Consider the following 5,965-nt stretch of genomic DNA (forward strand, 5'->3'; position numbering starts at 1 on the left):
TGTATGCATATATACTCCCAAAGATAAACTTGCAGTTATAGCGAGGACAGTCAACATTTTAAAATGATTCGCCTTTTTGACTGAAAACTCTTCCATGATTCTACCTCCTAAATTTTGACTAGATAGTATTCTATTCAAAAAGGATTTTACTGTCAAATTTTTGTCCATAATTTTCCAGTAAAAAGTCAAAAAATAAGTTGAAATATTATTCAAGTATATTATTTCCCATATTATTCAATCTATTCTGTAAATTTTTAAAGACTGGTAAGAAACGGTATTATCAGCAATAAAAATGTAAATATATTACAATTTATAAACTTTATATTATTAATCAATAAGAGGATGTTAAGTTTTTGTAATAATTAAGAAATGCCCTCCAGGAGAGGACATTTCTTTTATTTTATTTTATTTCTTCAGGATAATTAGTAGGTGGCATACCCATAGGATATTGAGGATGCATTGGATAATGACCACATTGCATCATACATACTCTAACACAATCTCTAAACCTAGGGTCCATCATAGGGCATGGCATATAAGGCATATATGGCATATTTGGGTCCATTGGTATATAAGGCTCTGTAGGCATAGGTTCAGGTTCATAAGGCATAGGTTTTGGCCTACAAGGATCCATTGGATATAAAGGTGGTACGGCTGGATGCCTTTGTTCATAATCTTGTGGATACATAAAATCACTCCTTTTATATAACTAATATCATTATATGTATAAGTAATAAGCTGGTCACAATGAATATTTCAAACTTGACAAAACTAAAAATTTCCTGTATATTGTTGAAGTAAATAAACCAGTATAATAAAAATAAAGGTAATGAAGGGAAGAGTAAGTTTAGTTTGAAACTTTAGAGAGCTGGAGTAGGTGAAAGCCGGCGTTGAAAACTAAACCGAATATGGTCCTTAAACTTTACAGTTGAATCTTAGTAAACTGTAACGGCAGCATCCGTTATCATATGCTAGGTTATATATGTAACCTATAGAGGTTTAAACTGTGAAGTTTAAACGAACTAGAGTGGTAACACGAGCTTCAAACCTTCGTCTCTATACAGAGATGAAGGTTTTTTTGATTAGATAGAAAATAAAATAATAGAGGGAGGAATAGATGTGAAGAAATTTTATATAACAACACCTATATATTATCCTAGTGATAATCTTCATATTGGTCATACTTATACAACTATAGCAGCAGATACATTAAAAAAATTTAAAATAGCCCAAGGCTATGATGCATATCTTGTAACAGGTTCAGATGAACATGGCCAAAAGATTCAAGAAAAGGCTAAGGAACACAATATGGAACCTAAAGAATATGTAGACGGAATAGTAGAGGACATAAAAAAGCTTTGGAATATGTTAGAAGTATCCTATGATGATTTTATTAGGACTACAGATAAAGAGCATGAGAAAGCAGTCAAAAAAATATTTGAGAAATTGTACAAACAAGGGGATATTTACAAATCAAATTATGAAGGATTGTACTGCACACCTTGTGAATCATTTTGGGCAGAAAGTCAGTTAGTAGATGGGAAATGTCCAGACTGTGGTAGAGAAGTTCATCTAGCAAAAGAAGAAGCATATTTTTTCAAACTATCTAAATATAAAGATAGAATAGTAGAGCTTTATAAAAATAATCCACAATTTTTACAACCTGAATCCAGAAAGAATGAAATGCTAAACAATTTCTTAAAGGATGAATTAGAAGATCTATGTGTATCTAGAACTAGTTTTGATTGGGGAATCAAAGTACCCTTTGATCCAAAACATGTAGTATATGTATGGATAGATGCACTATCCTGTTATATTACTGCTTTAGGTTATGGAACAGAAAAAGATGAGAAGTTTAAAAAATATTGGCCAGCAGATGTACATTTAGTAGGTAAGGAAATAGTTAGATTCCATACAATTATATGGCCTGCATTATTAATGGCTTTAGATTTAGAATTACCTGACAAGGTATTTGGTCATGGTTGGATATTGTTTGAAGACGATAAGATGTCTAAATCTAAAGGAAATGTGATTTATCCAGAGCCACTAATAGAGCTTTATGGAATCGATGCCTTTAGATATTTTCTACTTCGAGAGTTTTCCTTTGGTCAAGATGGTTCTTTTTCAAGGGAAAAGTTTTTACAAAGGTTGAATTCAGATTTAGCCAATGATTTAGGAAATTTAGTTAGTAGAACTGTAACCATGGTAGAAAAGTACAATGGAGGAATCCTTCCTTCCCCTACAAAAGAAGAGGATATTGATAAATCATTAATAGACTTGGCTATAAATGCAGCAGATAAGGTAGAACATTATATGGATGAATTAAACTATAGTCAAGCTTTAGAAGAGATTTGGAAAGTAGTTAGAAGAACTAACAAATATATAGATGAAACTACTCCTTGGATACTGGCAAAAGAAAAAGAAAAAGCAAGACTTGATACTGTATTGTATAATTTAACCGAAAGTATAAGAATTATTGGATTGCTTATTAATCCGTTTATGGAAAGGACTTCTAAGGAGATTTTAAAGCAAATTGGATTTAATCAATATATAAATTGGCAAGATACAAAAAAATGGGGTAAAATAGAACCAGGAACTAAATTGGAAAAGGGAGAAGTTTTATTCCCAAGATTAGATATTAAAAAAGAACTAGACAGATTAAATGAAGCCAACCAAAAATTAATAGAGCAAAGGAGCAATAAAAAGATGGAAGATTTTATTACTATAGATGATTTTGATAAAATAGAATTTAAAGTAGCAGAAGTTCTAGAAGCAAAAGATCATCCAAAGGCAGATAAGTTATTAATATTAAAGTTGAAAGTTGGAGAAGAAGAAAGACAGGTTGTATCCGGTATAAAAGAATTTTATTCACCAGAACATTTAATAGGTAAAAAAGTAGTAATCGTTGCTAATTTAAAACCAATTAAACTCAGAGGTGAAGAATCAAAAGGTATGATTTTAGCTGCAGAAAAGGATGGAAAATTAACTCTTGTATCTACTCTAGAAGATATAGAATCTGGTGCAACCATATCATAAAAGATAAGGGCAGGTTTATGGCCTGCCCATTACAAGGAGTGAAAAGATGTTAATAGATAGCCATGCACATTTAGATGATGGAAGATTTGATAAGGATAGAGATAGGTTGATTAAGGGCTTAAAAGAATTAGGGATAGATTTAGTAATAAATCCTGGTGCAGATTTAAATTCCAGTATAAAAGCTGTATCATTAACGGAAAAATATAATAATATATATGCTGCAGTAGGAGTACACCCTCATTCAGCTAAAGAAATGGATGGATCCACCATAGAAATATTGAAATCTTTTACCAATAGAGAAAAGGTAGTGGCGATTGGAGAGATTGGATTAGATTATTATTATGATAATTCACCTAGAGATATTCAACAAGAAAGATTTATAGAGCAACTTAATCTAGCAAAGGAAGTAGATCTACCAGTTATAATCCACACTAGGGAAGCTACAAAGGATACTTTTGATATTTTAAAGGAAGCTCAAGACGGTACTTTAGAAGGGGTTATGCATTGTTATTCAGGTAGTGTAGAAATGGCAATGGAGTATATTAAGTTAGGGTTCTATATATCTTTAGCAGGACCTGTAACCTTTAAAAATGCCAGAGTATCTAAAGAAGTTGCAAAAGCTGTACCATTAGACAAACTAATGATAGAGACAGATTCACCCTATTTAACACCAGAACCCTATAGAGGAAAAAGAAACGAACCATTCTATGTAAGATACGTAGCAGGAACCATAGCAGAACTAAGAGGAATAACCTTTGAAGAATTAGCAAAAAAAACATCAGAAAATGCAAAAAAATTATTTAGAATAAATTAAACAATTCAATTGTATAAGGAAAAAGGTTGTGTTAATATGATAAAGGAAATAATCATAGTAGAAGGAAAAGACGATATAACAGCGGTAAAAAATGCAGTAAATGCTGAAGTAATTGCTACTGGTGGTTTTGGTTATGATATGAAATTTATAGAAAATATAAGAAAAATTGCGCAAAAAAGAGGTATTATAATTTTGACTGACCCAGACTATGCAGGAGAAAAGATAAGGAAAAGATTATGTAAGCATATTAAAAATTGTAAACATGCTTTCTTGCCTCAAGGCAAGGCTTTAAAAAAAGGAGATATTGGTGTTGAAAATGCATCAAAAGAGGATATTATAGAGGCTATTGAAAAAGCTAGACCTATAATCACAGAAAAAAGGGAACAGTTTACTAAAGGCGATTTAATGGAACTAGGATTAATAGGGACTGAAAATAGTCAAAAGAAACGAGAATTCTTAGGAAATACTCTAGGAATAGGATATGCAAATTCTAAACAATTTTTAAACAGATTAAATAATTTTGGAATAACTAAAGAAGAATTTATAAAGGCTTTGGAGATGATGGAAAAATATGAAGGATAAAAGATTATACTCTCCTAAATATGTGAGGGAAATTTTAAATAGATATGGATTTCAATTTACAAAGAGTCTAGGACAAAACTTTCTCATAGATGGAAATATAGTTAGAAAGATTTCAGAAGAAGGGAATATTACAAAAGAAGACTATGTATTGGAAATAGGACCTGGAATTGGAACTTTAACGGAAGAATTAGCTTTAAATGCAAAAAAGGTAGTAGCTATAGAGTTAGACAAAAATTTGTTCCCTATATTAGATGAAACATTGAATAATTATAATAATGTGGAAATAATACATGGAGATATATTAAAGGTTGATATTGATAAAATAATAAAAGAAAAACTAGCTGGAGGACCTGTTAAGGTGGTAGCAAACTTGCCATATTATGTAACTACTCCTATAATAGCTAAATTAATAGAAGAGGATTTAAATATTGAATCCATTATAATAATGATACAAAAAGAAGTAGCACACAGAATAATAGCTTCTCCTAACAATAAACAATATGGTTCCCTTTCCATATTTGTGAATTTCTATACTAATCCAGAAATACTGATTACAGTACCTAAAACCGTATTTATGCCTAAACCTAAAGTAGATTCAGCTATAATTAGATTAAACTTAAAAAAGGATTTGCCTCAAGTGGATAGAAAAATATTTTTCCAAGTAGTAAAAGCAGCCTTTAGTAAAAGAAGGAAAACCATATTAAACTCTCTATCTTCCAGTTCTTTAGGATTGGATAAAGAACAGGTTAAAGAAGTTTTAAAAACATCCAATATACCATTAGAAGCAAGGGCAGAAAATTTAAAAATTGAAGATTTTATTAAGATTAGTAAAACATTACCCTCCTTAGACATATATTAGTATAAAGACTAAAAAGGAGGGTAATTTATGCCGATGGAATATACATACTTTAGAAAGTATATTATATTAAAAAACGATTATACAAATATTAACGATATAAACCCAAGAGGACATGCAAGAGTAGAAGTAAGAGACAATAAAGGGAGTATAAACTTAAATGTAGAGAATTGTGAAAAAGATGAACATTACCGAGTATACCTATTAAGAGAAAGAAATGGTAGAGTTTATGAACAGGATTTATGTAGAATTTTTACAGATGAAAGAGGTAAATCTAGGATGAACATTTCCCTTAATTTAAGAGAATTAGAATCAAAAGGATTTTCAATAAACAAAATAGATGCTATTCTCATAAGAAGGGGTATATATGTATTATTAGGAGGCTATATTGATAAAGATAATGGGATTATAGACAGAGCTATAAAACAGTTATTATCAGAAGAAAAAGAAGAAATATACTCTGAAGAATCTGAGATAGAAGAATTAGAACCTATTATTGAAGAAGAAATAGAAAAAGAAATAGAAGAAGAAATAGAAGAAGAAATAGAAGAAGAAATATTTCAAGAAGAAGTAATGGAAGAGGATATCCAAGAAGAAGTAATGGAAGAGGATATCCAAGAAGAAATAATGGAAGAGGATATCCAAGAAGAAATAATGGAAGAGGATATCCAAGAAGA

General features: G+C 30.5%; 6 protein-coding genes and 1 other annotated feature. Of the genes, 5 read left to right on the forward strand and 1 reads right to left on the reverse strand.

The window, feature by feature from the left end:
- Positions 1-400: 400 nt before the first annotated feature.
- On the reverse strand, positions 401-688 hold the full coding sequence (locus tag VK998_RS03260; protein WP_325225437.1) for a hypothetical protein: 288 nt from the start codon (positions 686-688) through the stop codon (positions 401-403).
- A 132-nt stretch (positions 689-820) separates the two neighbouring features.
- Positions 821-1,061, forward strand: a binding site (T-box leader).
- Positions 1,062-1,119: 58 nt separating this feature from the next.
- On the opposite strand from VK998_RS03260, the gene metG reads away from it, so the two are divergent.
- The 5 genes from metG to VK998_RS03285 form a co-directional block, all read left to right on the forward strand.
- Entirely contained in the window at positions 1,120-3,036 is a 1,917-nt protein-coding gene (gene metG, locus VK998_RS03265) for a methionine--tRNA ligase (protein ID WP_325225439.1), read from the forward strand.
- Between the two features lie 46 nt (positions 3,037-3,082).
- The gene (locus VK998_RS03270) at positions 3,083-3,850 is read left to right on the forward strand and encodes a TatD family hydrolase (protein ID WP_325225441.1); all 768 of its coding nucleotides are present in this window, start codon (positions 3,083-3,085) and stop codon (positions 3,848-3,850) included.
- A gap of 36 nt (positions 3,851-3,886) precedes the next feature.
- Positions 3,887-4,432 carry a ribonuclease M5 gene (rnmV, locus tag VK998_RS03275; protein WP_325225442.1) on the forward strand — a complete coding sequence of 182 codons (546 nt, stop codon included), beginning with the start codon at positions 3,887-3,889 and terminating at the stop codon, positions 4,430-4,432.
- Positions 4,422-5,291, forward strand: a complete 870-nt coding sequence (gene rsmA, locus VK998_RS03280) for a 16S rRNA (adenine(1518)-N(6)/adenine(1519)-N(6))-dimethyltransferase RsmA (RefSeq protein WP_325225444.1) — start codon at positions 4,422-4,424, stop codon at positions 5,289-5,291. The genes rnmV and rsmA overlap by 11 nt, the downstream gene beginning before the upstream one ends.
- Positions 5,292-5,318: 27 nt before the next feature.
- A partial coding sequence (locus VK998_RS03285) for a hypothetical protein (protein WP_325225446.1) occupies positions 5,319-5,965 on the forward strand: 647 nt, incomplete at its 3' end.

The organism is Schnuerera sp. (genome assembly GCF_035459645.1).
GTDB lineage: Bacteria > Bacillota > Clostridia > Tissierellales > Tepidimicrobiaceae > Schnuerera.

Coding starts and splice junctions, on each gene's coding strand:
- VK998_RS03260 (WP_325225437.1), bottom strand. CDS start 688: ATGTATCCACAAGATTATGAACAAAGGCATCCAGCCGTACCACCTTTA.
- VK998_RS03270 (WP_325225441.1), top strand. CDS start 3,083: ATGTTAATAGATAGCCATGCACATTTAGATGATGGAAGATTTGATAAG.
- rsmA (WP_325225444.1), top strand. CDS start 4,422: ATGAAGGATAAAAGATTATACTCTCCTAAATATGTGAGGGAAATTTTA.
- rnmV (WP_325225442.1), top strand. CDS start 3,887: ATGATAAAGGAAATAATCATAGTAGAAGGAAAAGACGATATAACAGCG.